At 72.7% G+C, this 13,557-nt stretch carries 12 protein-coding genes; 3 read left to right on the top strand and 9 right to left on the bottom strand.

The features are described from left to right. Position 1: 1 nt before the first annotated feature. The 3 genes from ACLB9X_RS02095 to ACLB9X_RS02085 form a co-directional block, all read right to left on the bottom strand. On the bottom strand, positions 2–685 hold the full coding sequence (locus ACLB9X_RS02095) for a DUF305 domain-containing protein (protein ID WP_410358435.1): 684 nt from the start codon (positions 683–685) through the stop codon (positions 2–4). A gap of 5 nt (positions 686–690) precedes the next feature. Beyond that, a complete protein-coding gene (locus tag ACLB9X_RS02090) occupies positions 691–1,338 on the bottom strand; it encodes a DUF3105 domain-containing protein (RefSeq protein WP_410358434.1) in 648 nt (215 codons plus the stop codon). Positions 1,339–1,404: 66 nt separating this feature from the next. Next, positions 1,405–1,809 carry a hypothetical protein gene (locus ACLB9X_RS02085; protein WP_410358433.1) on the bottom strand — a complete coding sequence of 135 codons (405 nt, stop codon included), beginning with the start codon at positions 1,807–1,809 and terminating at the stop codon, positions 1,405–1,407. A gap of 327 nt (positions 1,810–2,136) precedes the next feature. On the opposite strand from ACLB9X_RS02085, the gene ACLB9X_RS02080 reads away from it, so the two are divergent. Next, the gene (locus ACLB9X_RS02080; RefSeq protein WP_392324861.1) at positions 2,137–3,498 is read left to right on the top strand and encodes a glutamine synthetase family protein; all 1,362 of its coding nucleotides are present in this window, start codon (positions 2,137–2,139) and stop codon (positions 3,496–3,498) included. 355 nt (positions 3,499–3,853) lie between these two features. Here ACLB9X_RS02080 and ACLB9X_RS02075 read toward each other — a convergent pair whose 3' ends face one another. Beyond that, on the bottom strand, positions 3,854–4,696 hold the full coding sequence (locus ACLB9X_RS02075) for an endonuclease/exonuclease/phosphatase family protein (RefSeq protein WP_410358432.1): 843 nt from the start codon (positions 4,694–4,696) through the stop codon (positions 3,854–3,856). A gap of 229 nt (positions 4,697–4,925) precedes the next feature. Here ACLB9X_RS02075 and ACLB9X_RS02070 point away from each other — a divergent pair, with 229 nt between their 5' ends. Further along, the gene (locus tag ACLB9X_RS02070) at positions 4,926–5,150 is read left to right on the top strand and encodes an antitoxin (protein ID WP_410358431.1); all 225 of its coding nucleotides are present in this window, start codon (positions 4,926–4,928) and stop codon (positions 5,148–5,150) included. A 72-nt stretch (positions 5,151–5,222) separates the two neighbouring features. Here the strand turns inward: ACLB9X_RS02070 and ACLB9X_RS02065 are convergent, their stop codons facing one another. The 5 genes from ACLB9X_RS02065 to ACLB9X_RS02045 all read right to left on the bottom strand — a co-directional run bounded on the left by ACLB9X_RS02065 (position 5,223) and on the right by ACLB9X_RS02045 (position 10,083). Next, positions 5,223–5,930: a class I SAM-dependent DNA methyltransferase gene (locus ACLB9X_RS02065; RefSeq protein WP_410358430.1), complete on the bottom strand. Its 708-nt coding sequence runs from the start codon at positions 5,928–5,930 to the stop codon at positions 5,223–5,225. A 60-nt stretch (positions 5,931–5,990) separates the two neighbouring features. Continuing rightward, a complete protein-coding gene (locus tag ACLB9X_RS02060; RefSeq protein WP_410358429.1) occupies positions 5,991–6,722 on the bottom strand; it encodes a class I SAM-dependent methyltransferase in 732 nt (243 codons plus the stop codon). Between the two features lie 485 nt (positions 6,723–7,207). Then, positions 7,208–7,639, bottom strand: coding sequence for a VOC family protein (locus ACLB9X_RS02055; RefSeq protein WP_410358428.1), 432 nt, complete (start codon positions 7,637–7,639; stop codon positions 7,208–7,210). Positions 7,640–7,656: 17 nt separating this feature from the next. After that, positions 7,657–7,962, bottom strand: coding sequence for a hypothetical protein (locus tag ACLB9X_RS02050; RefSeq protein ID WP_410358427.1), 306 nt, complete (start codon positions 7,960–7,962; stop codon positions 7,657–7,659). 6 nt (positions 7,963–7,968) lie between these two features. Next, complete coding sequence (locus tag ACLB9X_RS02045; protein ID WP_410358426.1) at positions 7,969–10,083, bottom strand: PIG-L family deacetylase; 2,115 nt, start codon at positions 10,081–10,083, stop codon at positions 7,969–7,971. Between the two features lie 395 nt (positions 10,084–10,478). Here ACLB9X_RS02045 and ACLB9X_RS02040 point away from each other — a divergent pair, with 395 nt between their 5' ends. Beyond that, positions 10,479–13,466: a bifunctional [glutamine synthetase] adenylyltransferase/[glutamine synthetase]-adenylyl-L-tyrosine phosphorylase gene (locus ACLB9X_RS02040; RefSeq protein ID WP_410358425.1), complete on the top strand. Its 2,988-nt coding sequence runs from the start codon at positions 10,479–10,481 to the stop codon at positions 13,464–13,466. Positions 13,467–13,557: the final 91 nt, after the last annotated feature.

Here is a 13,557-nt window from a genome sequence, read left to right as displayed (position 1 = left end):
GTCAGGCGAGCGGCTGGGCGCCGCGCTTCCGCAACAGGCCGACCATCAGCTCGACCTCCGAGCGCTGCGCGTCCACCATGCCCTGCGCCAGATCGCGCTCCGTGCCGACGGCGCACAGATCCACGCAGCCCTGGGCCATGGCCACACCGCCGTTGTGGTGGTTGATCATCAGCTGGAGGTAGAGGACCTCCGCCTGGCGGCCGCTGAGCCCGCGCAGCCGCTCCAGCTCGTCCTTCGTCGCCATGCCGGGCATCAGCCGGCCGTCCTCGGCCGTGCCGCCGGCGTGCCCCGAGCCGTGTCCCCCGTGTCCGGAGCCGTGTCCGGACGAGGCGTCCGCGCCCTGCTCCATCCACTCCATCGGCTCGCGGCCGGCCACGACCTTGGGCAGTTCCCACAGGTCGAGCCAGCCCAGCATCATGCCGCGCTGGTTGGCCTGCGTGTTGGCGATGTCGTACGCGAGCCCGCGCACCTCCTCGTCCTTCGTCCGGTCTCGGACGGTGAACGACATCTCCACCGCCTGCTGATGGTGGACCGACATGTCCCGGGCGAAGCCGGCGTCCGCCGAATCGCCCGTGGGCGTACGGGACGCGGACGTGTCCCCGCCCGCGGAGGCCACCGTCGCGGCCCCGGCGAACAGCAGCGCGAGCACGACCGCGGTGATCGCGGCCCAGTGCGTACGCGTCATGCCGCTCACTTCCCGCTCAGCCCGCCCGTGCAGGCCGCACCGGGCTCGGGCGTCTGCGGGCCCTGGACGTACTTGGTGAAGAACTGGTTCACGCGCGGGTCGTCGGCCGAGTCGACCGTGACCTGCTTGCCCCAGGCGCTCAGCATGATCGCGCCCTTCTGGTCCTTGTACGGGCTCATCAGCGAGTACGGGGTCTTCTCGACCTTCTCGCCGAGCTTCTTCACATCGGCCTCGGCGGCCTTGTCGGTGTACGTCACCCACACCGCGCCGTGCTCCAGCGAGTGGACGGCGTTCACGTCGGGGACGGGCTCGGTGTAGACGTCGCCGTTGCAGTTCATCCACACCTGGTGGTGGTCGCCGCCGACCGGCGGGGCCATCTCGTACTTCACCTGGGTCTCGACGTGGTTGCGGCCCAGCTTCTTGGCGTCCCAGGTCTGCTCGCCGGTGACCGGGGCCTTGGCCATCGCGACCTCCTGGTCCTTCTCGTCGGACTTCTTGTTGAGCACGAAGGCGCCGAAGCCGACGAGCGCGGTGACGACGACGGTGCTGACGGCGATCGTGATGATGCGGTTGCGGCGCTCGCGGGCCTGCTCGGCGCGGCGCATCTGCTCTATTCGGGCCCGGCGCTCATTGGTCGTGTTACGGGAAACCATCGTGGGGTCGTCCTTCGTGGGATCTGCGGGGGTGTCGGTCGGTGCGCGGGAAGCGAGCGGGCGGATCTACGCCCGCAGCACTTGAAGGACGTGCAGGTCGGGGGCCCGGGGCAGGGCGCCGGTCCGCGGCGGCCCGGCCCGGCCGGCCGGCGCCGTCGGGTACGGGATCTCGGCGGCCGCGGCCGGGGGAGCGTCGGGCGGGGGCGCGGTGAGCACGGCCGGACTCAGCACCGGCAGCAGGCCGCAGTCGCCGCGGTCGTACGGGCAGCTGAACGCGGCCGAGGGCTCGGCGCCGCCGGCGGCGGCACCGGGTGCCCGCAGGGCCGCCGCCCCGTGCGCCGCCCCCGGGTGGGGCGCGGGCGCCGACGGGCCCAGGCAGATGAAGAGCGCGCCCAGCAGCGTCGCCACGGAGCTCAGCAGAGCCGTGGGACGCGCACTGCGCGAGACGCGGTCGCTCCGCGAACCCCTCATGGCCCGAGATCGTAGTAGGCGCACGGGCTGCGCAGGCCGGATGGGGAGGGAAACCTCACCGCTCCGACGGCGACAAGCGGCGCGAACCGCCCGAAGGCCCCGTCGCACCGGGGCGACGGCGCCCTCGGCCCTGCGTGAGAGCCTTCACAACAGGCCCGGGAGTGGCGAGGCACCCCCTCAGGGTCGTCTCCGGATGTGCCCTGGCCCACAATGGGCACAGCCGCTCGCGCAACCTGCCCGAAACCCGTGAATGGGATGCTCGGGGAGGGCGGGCAGGCAGGCGGCAGACAGGCGGCGGGACCGGCAAGGATGGGTAGGAACGCAGACATGGACAAGCAGCAGGAATTCGTGCTCCGTACGCTCGAGGAGCGCGACATCCGCTTCGTGCGCCTGTGGTTCACCGACGTGCTCGGCTTCCTCAAGTCCGTCGCCGTGGCCCCCGCCGAACTGGAGCAGGCCTTCGACGAGGGCATCGGCTTCGACGGCTCCGCGATCGAGGGCTTCGCGCGCGTCTACGAGTCGGACATGATCGCCAAGCCCGACCCGGGCACCTTCCAGATCCTGCCCTGGCGCGCCGAGGCCCCCGGCACCGCCCGGATGTTCTGCGACATCCTGATGCCCGACGGGTCGCCGTCCTTCGCGGACCCGCGCTTCGTGCTCAAGCGCATCCTCGCCAAGACCTCCGACCTGGGCTTCACCTTCTACACCCACCCGGAGATCGAGTTCTTCCTGCTGAAGGACAAGCCGGTCGACGGCACCCGCCCCACCCCCGCCGACAGCTCCGGCTACTTCGACCACACCCCGCAGAACGTGGGCATGGACTTCCGCCGCCAGGCGATCACGATGCTGGAGTCCATGGGCATCTCGGTGGAGTTCAGCCACCACGAGGGCGCGCCGGGCCAGCAGGAGATCGACCTGCGCTACGCGGACGCGCTGTCGACGGCCGACAACATCATGACGTTCCGCCTGGTCATGAAGCAGGTCGCGCTGGAGCAGGGCGTCCAGGCGACGTTCATGCCGAAGCCGTTCTCGGAGTACCCCGGCTCCGGCATGCACACCCACCTGTCCCTCTTCGAGGGCGACCGCAACGCCTTCTACGAGTCGGGCGCCGAGTACCAGCTCTCCAAGGTCGGCCGCTCGTTCATCGCGGGCCTGCTGCGGCACGCCGCCGAGATCTCGGCCGTCACCAACCAGTGGGTCAACTCCTACAAGCGCATCTGGGGCGGCTCGGCCCGTACCGCAGGCTCGGGCGGCGAGGCCCCCTCGTACATCTGCTGGGGCCACAACAACCGCTCGGCCCTGATCCGCGTTCCGATGTACAAGCCGGGCAAGACCGGCTCGGCCCGCATCGAGGTGCGCTCGCTGGACTCCGGCTGCAATCCCTACCTGGCGTACGCGGTCCTGCTCGCGGCGGGCCTGAAGGGCATCGAGGAGGGCTACGAGCTCCCCGCGGGCGCGGACGACGACGTGTGGGCGCTGTCGGACGCGGAGCGCCGCGCCATGGGCATCGCCCCGCTCCCGCAGAACCTGGGCGAGGCGATCGACCTGATGGAGCGCAGCGAGCTGGTGGCGGAGACGCTGGGCGAGCACGTCTTCGACTTCTTCCTGCGCAACAAGAAGCAGGAGTGGGAGGAGTACCGCTCCGAGGTCACGGCCTTCGAGCTGCGGAAGTCGCTGCCGGTGCTGTAACCGCAGATCAGGGGGGCGACGCTGATCGAAGCCTGGGGCTGATGGTTGTGGACCATCGGCCCCAGCGCTGTGTCATCGCTTCTGGGCCGCCTCCGGGCCGTCGCACGAGTGTTCGGCTCCGTTGACGGCACGGGTTCTCTGCTCCTGCGCGCTGGGCAGTTCTATGCCGCCGGTGTCGTGGACGGTGGGCGCACGCCGGCGGGCGGTGAAGCCGGCTCCAGGCGGACGCAGTCATCGGCTCAACCGCCCGCGCAGCCGAGCGCCCGGCTCGCTGGACCGGCTTCGCCCGTCTCGATGCCGCGCCGGGCGGGCGCCTCGGCACCGCTTGCGACGGAGCATGGCGTGCCGGCCGCCATCACCCCCGGGGGTCCAGGTCGGCGTGCAGCAGGTGGTGGTCGGAGTACGGGGTGGGATGCACACGGTGGTCGAGCGGGGCGATGCCTCGCAGGAAGATGTAATCGAACGTGCTGTGCCAGTCGGTGGTCGGTCGGCACCTGCCGGCGGGCGCGGGGTGACACTGTGGGTCCGTGTCCGTGGCCAGAGCCCAGATCCCGGAGAGCTCCGGAGCGTACGGCACGGCGTTGAAGTCGCCGAGAACGATCGCGTGTTCGTGCCGGGCGACGTCTGCGGCGAGTACGCCGATCTGGTCTGCTCGGACTGCTTCCTGACGTCGTTGGGCGAGGTGTGTGTTGAAGATCCGGACGGACCGGCCGCCCACCATGGTGGTGACCGCGACGTACCCGCGGTCCTCGGATCCTCCGTCGGGGTATTCCACGTTGACGCGGTCGGTCATCGGTGCCGCCGAGAGGACCGCCTGACCGAAGGCGCCCGGACTCCACGGCGCCCCACCGCAGCGGCCCCAGTTCCTCAGGACCATCCCGTATGCGACGTGGTAGACCAGCCCGTACGTGCTTTCCAGATGGTCCCGGATCCTCTCGACGTCACGGACGCACGCTTCCTGCAGGCCGATGACCTGGGGCGCGTAGGTGGCGATCTCCGCGGCCCGGTCGACGTTGCTCTCCTCGCAGGGGTTGCAGATGTTCCACGTCATGACCCGGTTCGGTACGACATCCCTGACGGCGTCGACGGGCAGTGACCTGGCGAAGAGGTCACCGCTCGGTGCACTGGGGCCGACGAGCATCAAGCACGCCACGACCATGGCGCCCGCGAGCAACCACGTGCCTCTTCCGAGCACCATCGCCTCCTCACGGCGGACAATGACGGCATCCGTCGTCTCCCTGCACGAGGTTAGGGGACGCCATTACCCGATCGGCCGGTCCAACGCCGTCGGCTGACTGCGGCGCGCTTCTTGACGTCACGGCCGGTGGGGCCTGCGGGGACCGGTCCGTCCGTCCTGCGGATGCGAACTCCGCAGGGTGCCGTGACCCTGGAGGGACGGGGGACCCTGCGTCGAGGAGGAAAGCCCCATGTCCATGATGGACAAGCTCAAGAACATGCTCAAAGGCCACCCTGAGCGGACGAACCAGGGCATCGAGAAGGCCGGCGACTACGTGGACGAGAGGACTCAGGGCAGGCACCGCCGCCACGTGGACACGGCCCAGGACAAGATGAGGGAGCAGTTCGGCGGCGGTCGCGCGGAGGGTCAGCAGCCCGGCGTGGACCGCGGCCCGGACGAGCCGCCGCGGGCCTGACGGCGACCGGCCGGCCCGGGCCGGGGGTGTACGCCCCCGGTCCGGGCCGCCGTACGCCAGGGGGGACCGTCGTCAGGCCGTCACGTCAGGCCGGCGGCGGGCGAGGAGATGGGCCTGCGGCGTCTTCTCGCCCGGATCCGCCTCCCGCACCATCCGTGCCCGTACCTCGAATCCGGCCGACTCCAGCTGCTCGGCGACCTGTTCGGGCCTCAGCCGGTGGAAGTCGAGCGAGATCCGGTGCCCGAACCCCTCGGTGTGGCGCACGGTCTCGTCACCGACCTGGAAGCCGAGGAGCAGGTGCCCGCCCGGAGCCAGGACCCGGTGGAACTCCGCGTAGACGGCGGGCCGTTGGGCGGGCGGGACGTGGATGACGGAGTACCAGGCGACGAGCCCGCCGAGGGACCCGTCCGCGACGTCGAGCGCCGTCATCGACCCCTCCTCGAAGCGCAGTCCGGGGAACGTGCGCCGGGCGAGAGCGACCATGGCGGGCGACAGGTCGACACCGGAGACGTCCACCCCGAGCTCGTCGAGATGCGCGGTCACCCGACCCGGCCCCGACCCGACCTCGACGACCCGCCCCTCGACCATCTCGGCGAACGCGCCGAGCACGGCCCGGTCCAGCGGCTGAGCGTCCAGCACGGTACGGAAGACGTCCGCGTAGTCGGCGGCGATGGCGTCGTAGGAGGCGCGGGTGCGGGTGAGGAAGTCCGGTTCGGCGGTGGTGGTCCCGGCTTGGGTGGTGGTCCGGGCTTCGGCGGTCGTTCCTGGCTCGGTCGTCATGGGCAGGGACGGTAGCGGGCGGGACCGACAATGGCGGCCCCGCCGGCCGCGGCTGCCGGATCACGCCGCGGCTCGCCGGAACAGCCCCGTCCAGAGGAATGCCTCGCCGAAGTACGGGGATTCAGGCGGCTGTTCGCGCATCCGGCGCAGCTCGACCTCCTCCAGGTCCGAGAAGATCCACCGCAACTCCTCGGCCGTGTAGGCCAGTCCGCCACGGAGGCCGGCCCCTTCGTAGAAGTCGGCGTCCGGCAGTTCCGACCCCATCTCGCCGGCCGCGAAGCAGGTGAGCGCGAAACGACCGCCGGGCGCGAGGACACGGTCCAGCAGGGCGAGATAGCTGATGCGGCGGTGCGGCGGCAGGTGGTGGAAGCACCCGGAGTCGACGACCAGGTCGTACGGTCCCGTCAGCTCGGCCGTCGTGAACGCGTCCCCGCAGACGAACCGGACGTCCACCCCCGCCTCCCGCGCCCGCTCCTCGCCCCACGCGACAGCGGTCGGCGACAGGTCGACGGCGTCGACCTGGAACCCCGCGGCGGCGAGCCGGACGGCGTTGCGCCCCGGCCCGCACCCCAGATCGAGGGCCCGGCCGCGCGCCGGTACGAGCCCCCCGTCGAGGTACGCGACCAGGCTTTCGTCCGGCTTGGAGACGAAGAACGGCACTGCTTTGGAACGGTCGGCGTAGAAGCCGTCCCACCAGTCGGCCCCCTTGGCGGTCCACCGATCGGCCTCGGGCGCGAACAGGCCGTCCAGGAGCGTGAGTACGTCGTCGACGGTGCGGATGCTGCGGTGCATCTGGTCCCCTTCCCTCGGGGGCAACGCTATGCCGGATGGGCATGAACTCCCAGGTCAGGCGGGGTGCGGTGGAAGCGGCCGACGGCCGTGTACGGGCCGCCCACGACCCCTCGGACCCGGCCGGTCCACTGGCGCCTGTGCCGCCGCGCGAGATCCCGTGAAGGCCCGTGCCGAGGCGGTTCCGGGCGGACCCGGAGCCGGTTTCCGCGGCGATTTCGCCGCCTCAGCGGGCTGCGTACGCGACGAACTGTCCGCGCCCCGCCGAGGCGCGCGGCTCGCCCGCGGACTCAGTGGGGCCCGGCCCCTGTCGGGCCCGGTCATGCGGTCAGTAGTGGTCGCAGGCCTGGACGATCTCCAGCCCGTCAGCGCCGGTGACGCGGTAGACCGGACGGTGTTTGCTGTGGGGTCTTTTCCTGTGGGGTCCAAGCTCACCCGGCAGCGGTCCGGGCCGCGCGTGTACGCGCCACGGTGCCCGGCGTGGGCCGTCAGCGTTCCGACAGCGGGGACGGTGCCTCCTGGACGCACCAGGTGTTGCCGTCCGGGTCCTTGAAGAACATGAAGGAGTTCCACTCCTCGCCCGGGCCGTCCTCCCAGCCCCGCGCGCCCACGTGCTGGATCGGCGTCACCGGGACACCGCGCGACATCAGCTCCGAGTGCGCCTTCGCGATGTCCGTGACGCACATCTGGAGCGCGTGCAGCGAGCCCGGCGCCATCTCGGGCTGCTCCGGGTGGTGGGGCATGCCGCTCATCAGCGCGATGGAGCACCGCGAGCCGGGCGGCGTCAGCTGCACGATGCGCATGCCCGGAGCGACTTCGGAGTCCAGGTCGACCTTGAAGCCCACGGCCTCCCCGTAGAACGTCTTCGCACGGTCCAGGTCCGCGACCGGGACCGTGACGACTTCGAGGGTCATTTCCATGGCGGATCCTTACGTGGTCAAAGGAGCGAGGAGCCGGGAACGCGGGTCAGCCGGTGAAACTCCGGCGCGGGTCTGGCTGTACGGCTCCCCCTGGGGAAACCGAACGCCTTCCGCGGCGCCACCCGGAATACCAAAGCTTCGCCCACCGCGTGCGCGAACACGCCGTCACGGACCTCGAATGTCCAGTTCTCGCCGTACTTCTCGACCCGCAGCCGCGCAAGCGTGCGCAGCGCGGCCTCGTCCGTGACGCGGACCGCCTCGCCCTCGACCACCACGTCGTCGCCCTCGCCGAGCGCGTTCGTCGACTCGGCCGTGAGGACCACGAACCCTCAGCGCACCGGCCGCCACGTCTCCGGCGCCCCGGGGCGGGACCAGTACAGCCGCCCGTCCTGGCCGATCGCGCCCACGCCCGTCTCCGCGCCCGCCGGAGCGCCCACGAACAGCGGCCCGCCCGACCGCCACCCCGGTGTGCCGGCCGACCGGCCCGCCGTGCCCGTGCCGCCCGGTGCCGGCAGGTACGTGCCCGGTACGCCCGTCCCGGAGCGGACCGTCAGCAGCGCGTGACCGGGGCCCGACGCGCTGACCGGGCCGAAGCCCGTGACGCCGCCGAGCTCGGTCACCGGCGAGGCCACCGGGCCCGAGAAGCGGACCGTGCGGACCGCGCCGGACGCGGGCCTGCGGAACCAGAGCCGTACGCCGTCGCCGTCGGGTGCCGCGCTCAGCGTCAGCGTCGTCGGCGGCAGCCCCGTCGCCGTGGGGCCGCTCAGCGGTGCGCCCGGCCTCGCCTGGGTCCAGGACACCACCGACCGCGGTGTGCCGACGAAGACGTGCTGGCGGCCGCTCGCGTCGGACGCCACGGCCGGGTCGCCGTGCAGGTCGCGGCCGCCGCGCTCGCGCCAGGACGACCAGGAGCCGTCGAGGCGCTGGGAGACCGAACTGAGCGAGTAGTGGCCGTTGCGCAGGTAGACCGTGATCCGGCCCGCCTTGTCGACCGTCGCCGCCGGGGCGGAGATGTCGGAGAGCCCGGACGCGTCGTCCCTCTCCGGCGTGCCGAGCGAGTGCCACGGGCCGAACGCGCCGCCCGGTGTGCGCTGCACCGCCGTGACCACCACACGGCGGTAGTCGGCGGGGCCCGCGCCGAGGTGCGTACGGGTCGCGAACACCGCGATCCGGCCGTCCGCGAGGCGGACGGACGTGACACCGCTGTCCAGACCCGTGCCGGGCAGCAGCTCGGGACCGGTCCAGTCGCCCCGCGCGTCGCGGTGCCAGACCGCGAGCCGTGTGTCGAGGACCGAGAAGGCCCACAGTTCGCGCCCGCGTCCGGGCTGCACCCAGGACGTCGACTCGCCGCGGGTGTAGCGGATGGACTGCGTCCAGCCGTGGCCGCCGGGCCGTGCCGCCACCTTGCGGTCGCCGCAGCCCGCCTCGGCACCGCAGTAGTTCCGGTCGTCCATCCACGCGTACGTGTGCATCGTGCGCAGCTTGGCGGCCGCCGATTCCGGGTCGAGCGTGCGCGGCAGACCGCTGGTGAAGTAGCCGAGGTAGTTCTGGACGCTGAACGCCGGATGGCCGGGCGTCGCCGCGTACTGAGCGAGCGCCGCCTGCGCGAACCGCGCGCCGAAGAGGTGGTCCTGGTGGTCGGTGGGCCGGTCCGTCCCGGCAACCAGGCCCGGCGTCGGGTCCTGCATCCGTACATGCGTGGGTGCGAACCGCTTCAGCAGCCCCGCGACCGTGTCGACGACCTCCGCCTTGCTGTACGCGAAGTCCCGCTTCACCGGCGAGCCCGACGCCAGCTGCGAGGGCAGCTCGGAGATCCGGCCGTCCCACAGCCCGTGCAGGCTGACGGGCCGGTCGCCGGTGATGGAGCCCGCCTCCCGCAGCTGGACCCACACCAGGGACATCTCCGGACGGGCCACGAGCATGTCCAGCTCGGCGGTGCCGCCGCCCGCGGTCGGTATCGCGGTACGCCGCCACGGGCTGGTCCGGTCGCCGGTCGCCATCTCCGCGTACGCGGCGCGTATGCCGTTCTGCCGCGCCTCCGCGTACCGGGCCTTGTCGGCGGCGGGCCGGGCGGACGGGGCGAACGGGCCGGTGCGGGCCGCGTTGACGCCGTCGGACTCGCCCGCCGTCAGGTAGACGGACGTCAGCCGGGAACGGGAGTCGACCGACTGGCGGGTGTCGGGGTTCATGAAGAACAGGTCGTCGTCGGGGTGCGCGACGATCTGCACCACGGACGTGGGGGCGGGCCCCGCGGGCGGCGGGGTCTCCTGGACGGTCGCCGGCCGGGACGTCTGCACCCTCGGTGCGTTGCGCGTCCCGCCGGAGCCGGCGGCATCGGCACCGTGGAGCCAGCCGGCCACGGCGATCGGGGCGATCAGCAGGGCTGCCGTCGGGCCTCGACGGGAGAGCAGGGTGAAGCGGCGGCGGGGCCCGGACGAGCGCATTGCGGTGGTGCCTTCGGTGTTCAGGATTCCAGCGGACAAGGTTCCGGCCGGCGCGCGTCGTGCGGCCCGTCGCGTACGGGCACGAAGATCGGCCCGTTGCGTACGGGCAAGAAGGTCGGCCCGTCGCACAAGGGCACGAAGATCGGCACCGGCCTGCCGTGAAGACGGGAATACCGAGCATGCGGTTCATCGCGCGTGTTGTGGCCGGAACATGGCGTATCTCACGCGCCTCGTACGTCACATTCCGCAGGTTCTGTTGCGCACGTCCTGCTTCGCGCCGTTTCGTTCCGCGCCACGCCGGACCCCGCGCGGTCCGCCGGGCCGGGGTCCGGCGGTGGGGGCTAGGCTCGAACCGGCACGCCGAGCAGGGCGAGGGGCGACGACAGGAGACCGGGATGACGGCGCCGGGGCGCAGAAGCAGCACCTTCACGCGACTCCTTCGGCACGGATTCACCGACCCCTCCGCCGCCGAGCGGCTGCTCGACCTCCCCGACATGGCACCCGTCCGCGCCGACCCCGTGCTGCTCGACGCGTTCGGCGCCACCGCCGACCCCGACCTCGCCCTGCGCGGCCTCGTGCGCGTGGTGGAGGCCCAGCAGGACGGCGAACGCCGCCGCTTCCTCGACACCCTCGTCACCGCCAAGCCCCTGCGCGACCGGCTGCTCGGCGTCCTCGGCGCGTCCGAGGCGCTCGGCGACCACCTGGCCCGCCACCCCCGCGACTGGCAGGCGCTGTTCACGTACGAGTCCGCCGACCTGCACCCGGGCGTGGCCGAGTTCGAGGCCGGGCTCGCCGGGGCGGACGACCCCGTGTCGCTGCGCGTCGCCTACCGCCGCTGCCTGCTCGCCATAGCGGCCCGCGACGTGTGCGGCACCACCGACGTCGCCGAGGCCGCCGCCGAACTCGCCGACCTCGCCACCGCCACCCTGCGCGCCGCGCTCGCCATCGCCCGCGCCGCCGCACCCGAGGACGCCGCCGTCTGCCGCCTCGCCGTCATCGCCATGGGCAAGTGCGGCGGCCACGAGCTGAACTACGTCTCCGACGTCGACGTGATCTTCGTGGGTGAACCGGCGAACGGCACCGACGAGGGCAAGGCCCTCCAGGCCGCCACCCGCCTCGCCTCGCACCTGATGCGCATCTGCTCCGAGACCACCGTCGAGGGCACCATCTGGCCCGTCGACGCCAACCTGCGCCCCGAGGGACGCAACGGTCCGCTGGTGCGCACGCTGTCCAGCCACCTTGCCTACTACCAGCGCTGGGCCAAGACCTGGGAGTTCCAGGCGCTGCTCAAGGCGCGGCCCGTCGCCGGGGACCTGGCACTGGGCGAGGAGTACGTCGACGCCGTGTCCCCGCTCGTGTGGCAGGCCGCCGAACGCGAGAACTTCGTCGCCGACGTGCAGAAGATGCGCCGCCGCGTCGTCGACAACATCCCCGCGGCCCAGATCGAGCGCGAGCTCAAGCTCGGACCCGGCGGGCTGCGCGACGTCGAGTTCGCCGTCCAGCTGCTCCAGCTCGTCCACGGCCGCAGCGACGCCTCCCTGCACAGCGGCAAGACCCTGGAGGCGCTCCAGGCGCTCGCCGCCGGCGGATACGTCGGCCGGGCCGACGCCGCCCAGCTCGACGACGCGTACCGCTTCCTGCGCGCCATGGAGCACCGCATCCAGCTCTACCGGCTGCGGCGCACCCACCTTGTACCCGAGCAGGAGGCCGACCTGCGCCGCCTCGGCCGTTCCCTCGGGCTGCGCACCGACCCGGTCGCCGACCTCAACCGGGAGTGGAAGCGGCACGCCTCGGTCGTACGGCGGCTCCACGAGAAGCTGTTCTACCGGCCGCTGCTCGACGCCGTCGCCCAACTCGCGCCCGGCGAGACCCGGCTCAGCCCCAAGGCCGCCGGACAGCGCCTCGAAGCCCTCGGCTACGCCGACCCCGCCGCTGCCCTGCGCCACCTGGAGGCACTGTCGTCGGGGGTGTCCCGCAAGGCCGCCATCCAGCGCACGCTGCTGCCGGTGCTGCTCGGCTGGTTCGCCGACTCCGCCGACCCCGACGCGGGCCTGCTCGGCTTCCGCAAGGTCTCCGACGCGCTCGGCAAGACGCCCTGGTACCTGCGGCTGCTGCGCGACGAGGGCGCCGCCGCCGAGAACCTGGCCCGCGTGCTGTCCGCCGGCCGCCTCGCGCCCGACCTGCTGCTGCGCGCCCCCGAGGCCGTCGCGATCCTCGGGGACCCCGAGGGCCTCGGGTCACGCGGGCGCGACCACCTCGAACAGGAGGTGCTCGCCGCCGTCGGACGCGCGGACAGCGCCGAGGCCGCCGTCGCCGCGGCCCGCGGGGTGCGCCGCCGGGAGCTGTTCCGTACGGTCGCCGCCGACCTCGTCGCCTCGTACGGCACTGAGGACAGCCCCGCCGAGGCGGACCCCGGAGCCCTCGTCGACCGGGTCGGCACGGCGGTCACGGACCTGACCGCGGCGACGATCGCGGGCGCGCTCAGGGCCGCCGTGCGCGAGCAGTGGGGCGACACGCTGCCCACCCGGTTCGCGGTCATCGGCATGGGCCGCTTCGGCGGCCGTGAGCTGGGCTACGGCTCCGACGCCGACGTCCTGTTCGTGCACGAGCCGCGCGAGGGCGTGGACGAACAGGAGGCGGCGCGCGCCGCGAACACGGTCGTCACCGAGATGCGGCGGCTGCTCCAGCTGCCCACCGCCGACCCGCCCCTGCTGATCGACGCCGACCTGCGGCCGGAGGGCAAGAGCGGGCCCATGGTGCGCACGCTCGCCTCCTACGAGGCGTACTACCGCCGTTGGGGCCTCGTGTGGGAGAGCCAGGCCCTGCTGCGCGCGCGTCCCATGGCCGGCGACGCGGATCTGGGCGCCCGGTTCGTCGAACTGGCCGATCCGCTGCGGTACCCGGAGAACGGACTCGGCGAGGACGCCGTACGGGAGATCCGCCGGCTCAAGGCGCGCATGGAGTCCGAACGCCTGCCGCGCGGCGCCGACCCGACACTCCACACCAAGCTGGGCCGCGGCGGCCTGAGCGACGTCGAGTGGACGGTCCAGCTGCTCCAGATGCGCCACGGCAGCAAGGAGCCGGGGCTGCGCACCACCCGTACCCGCGAGGCCCTGGCGGCGGCGCGGGAGGCCGGCCTGATCTCCGCCGTTGACGCGGCGACGCTCGACGAGGCGTGGGTGCTCGCCACCCGGGTGCGCAACGGCGTGATGGTGGTGCGGGGCCGGGCGGGCGACACGTTCCCCTCCGACGGCCGGGAACTGGCAGCGGTGGGCCGGTACCTGGGCTACGGGCCGGGCCACGTGGGCGACATGCTGGACGACTACCGCCGGGTGACGCGGCGGGCGCGGGGTGTGGTGGAGCAGCTGTTCTACGGCGGGTAGCCCGATTCCGACGGCGACGGTGAGGCCGACGGCGTCTGCTGAGCGCTGATCGCGACTGCCCGATGCCGGCCACGGGCCGGCGGCCTGCAGG

The organism is Streptomyces sp. 5K101 (assembly GCF_046506645.1).
Taxonomy (GTDB): domain Bacteria; phylum Actinomycetota; class Actinomycetes; order Streptomycetales; family Streptomycetaceae; genus Streptomyces.
The sequence above is the reverse complement of the archived record's forward strand: the minus strand, read 5'-3'. Positions and strand labels throughout refer to the sequence as shown.

Bases quoted from the DNA above. Each gene is read 5' to 3' on its own strand.
- ACLB9X_RS02095 (WP_410358435.1), bottom strand. From the start codon at position 685: ATGACGCGTACGCACTGGGCCGCGATCACCGCGGTCGTGCTCGCGCTG.
- ACLB9X_RS02090 (WP_410358434.1), bottom strand. From the start codon at position 1,338: ATGGTTTCCCGTAACACGACCAATGAGCGCCGGGCCCGAATAGAGCAG.
- ACLB9X_RS02085 (WP_410358433.1), bottom strand. From the start codon at position 1,809: ATGAGGGGTTCGCGGAGCGACCGCGTCTCGCGCAGTGCGCGTCCCACG.
- ACLB9X_RS02080 (WP_392324861.1), top strand. From the start codon at position 2,137: ATGGACAAGCAGCAGGAATTCGTGCTCCGTACGCTCGAGGAGCGCGAC.
- ACLB9X_RS02075 (WP_410358432.1), bottom strand. From the start codon at position 4,696: ATGGTGCTCGGAAGAGGCACGTGGTTGCTCGCGGGCGCCATGGTCGTG.
- ACLB9X_RS02070 (WP_410358431.1), top strand. From the start codon at position 4,926: ATGTCCATGATGGACAAGCTCAAGAACATGCTCAAAGGCCACCCTGAG.
- ACLB9X_RS02065 (WP_410358430.1), bottom strand. From the start codon at position 5,930: ATGACGACCGAGCCAGGAACGACCGCCGAAGCCCGGACCACCACCCAA.
- ACLB9X_RS02060 (WP_410358429.1), bottom strand. From the start codon at position 6,722: ATGCACCGCAGCATCCGCACCGTCGACGACGTACTCACGCTCCTGGAC.
- ACLB9X_RS02055 (WP_410358428.1), bottom strand. From the start codon at position 7,639: ATGGAAATGACCCTCGAAGTCGTCACGGTCCCGGTCGCGGACCTGGAC.
- ACLB9X_RS02045 (WP_410358426.1), bottom strand. From the start codon at position 10,083: ATGCGCTCGTCCGGGCCCCGCCGCCGCTTCACCCTGCTCTCCCGTCGA.
- ACLB9X_RS02040 (WP_410358425.1), top strand. From the start codon at position 10,479: ATGACGGCGCCGGGGCGCAGAAGCAGCACCTTCACGCGACTCCTTCGG.